At 40.7% G+C, this 1,726-nt stretch carries 1 protein-coding gene; it reads left to right on the top strand.

All coding sequences use genetic code 11. The annotated features are described in order from the left end of the window. The coding region (locus tag OKC40_RS22310; protein ID WP_270797011.1) for an ATP-binding protein at positions 1 to 1,449 on the top strand (1,449 nt) is incomplete at its 5' end. Between the last annotated feature and the right edge of the window lie 277 nt (positions 1,450 to 1,726).

The raw sequence follows: 1,726 nt of genomic DNA, 5'->3' as shown, positions 1-1,726 counted from the left end.
TGGATACCGTGTCTCCTTTCCCGGGGAATGGCTATGGCACAGCGAAGGTGTAGCACTATTGGGATCAGTTATTTAGGTGTTGATGCAAGAACTGGCTCAGTTCCAATTTATGCAAATATTAACTCATTACTTAGTCGACACCTAGCTGTTTTAGGTAGTACAGGTTATGGGAAGTCAAATTTAAACACGATTATAACTAGATATATCGCCGAAAAATACTCAAACTCTAGAATTGTCATCTTTGATGTTAATGGGGAGTATGCTCAAGCCTTTGAAGGCCTGCCTAAAATAAAACAGACCATCATAGGAAATGGAATCGATATACAACCAACCAGTAAACAATTCAAAAAGGAAGATGTTTCATACCGAAAAATACCATACCAAGCATTCGGATGGTCAGGCCTTATCAAACTATTAAGACCAAGTGATAAAACTCAATTGCCAGCATTAAGGAATGCATTACGCTCATTGCCATTTGTCAAAGAAAATCCTGCTGATTTAACCTCAATGGTGGTAGAGCAAGTACCACCTAAGTTTCCAAACGGTGCACAATTCTTATTATATGATGATTGTAGACAAGATCACCAAGAGCACCTGGGGGCATGGTTAAAATCATTATTAAGTATGAATGTTAGTAGACAAGAATCATGGCCACCATTTAAAGCGATTGCTAACTTAGTGGCTGAGTTTGGATGTGTCACCGCTAGCCGGAATCAAAATACTACGGAAAGAAATGCGTTTAATTATGGCAATGTTCTTCCATTAATAAAAGTCATTCATCAGCTATGTGAAGACTCAAGATTCAATTTTGTGATTAATACTGATGGAGGCCAACATATTGACCATACACAAGTATGGGATAAACCATTGCATGATGAGGTTGATTACATATTTGGTAAAAAAAGTGGTGATGATAATGACTGGAATGTTCATATAATAAACCTTAAGAACCTTGCTGATGATTTATCACCGATTATACTGGGCGCACTTCTTGAAATGTATTCGGAAGTATTATTTAAACGGGGACAAGGTAATAGCCACCCGACTTTATTAGTTTTGGAGGAAGCGCATCAATATATCAGAGATCCATATAATGAAGATTCAAATCAAGTCAAGGCTTATGAGCGAATAGCAAAAGAAGGGAGAAAGTTCGGTTGTTCATTACTAGTCAGCACACAAAGACCGTCCGAATTATCATCCACTGTTCTAGCAATGTGCTCCAATTGGATTTCATTGCGTTTAACTAATGAACGTGATTTAACTACATTAAGATATGCAGTTGAACATGGTAACGAGCAATTAATTAATGAAATATCAGGGCTTCCTCGTGGGGATGCTATAGCATTCGGCTCTGCGTTTAACCTACCGATCAGATTTTCTATAGATAAAGCGGTACCAGGGCCACTGTCTAATGATGCTGATTTTGCCAATATATGGAATTCAAAATGATCTCTTGGGAAAACAGCAGCGACAGCTAGCACAGGTATGTACCGTCTGTGCGCTCAGTCCGACCCGTTGGACGATATTCCGCTTGGGAATGACGTTAGCTCCCCTCACCCTAACCCTCTCCCACAAGGGGAGAGGGGATCAGAGCGCAGGCCACCGAGGCTTAAGAGGTGTCGAGGGAAAAGCCACAAACAAAAACCGCAGCCCTAAATAACTGATCCCAATAGTGCTACACCTTCGCTGTGCCATAGCCATTCCCCGGGAAAGGAGACACGGTATC

Origin of the sequence: Aeromonas sp. QDB11 (assembly GCF_027705265.1) — a bacterium.
Taxonomy (GTDB): domain Bacteria; phylum Pseudomonadota; class Gammaproteobacteria; order Enterobacterales; family Aeromonadaceae; genus Aeromonas; species Aeromonas allosaccharophila.
The sequence above is the reverse complement of the archived record's forward strand: the minus strand, read 5'-3'. Positions and strand labels throughout refer to the sequence as shown.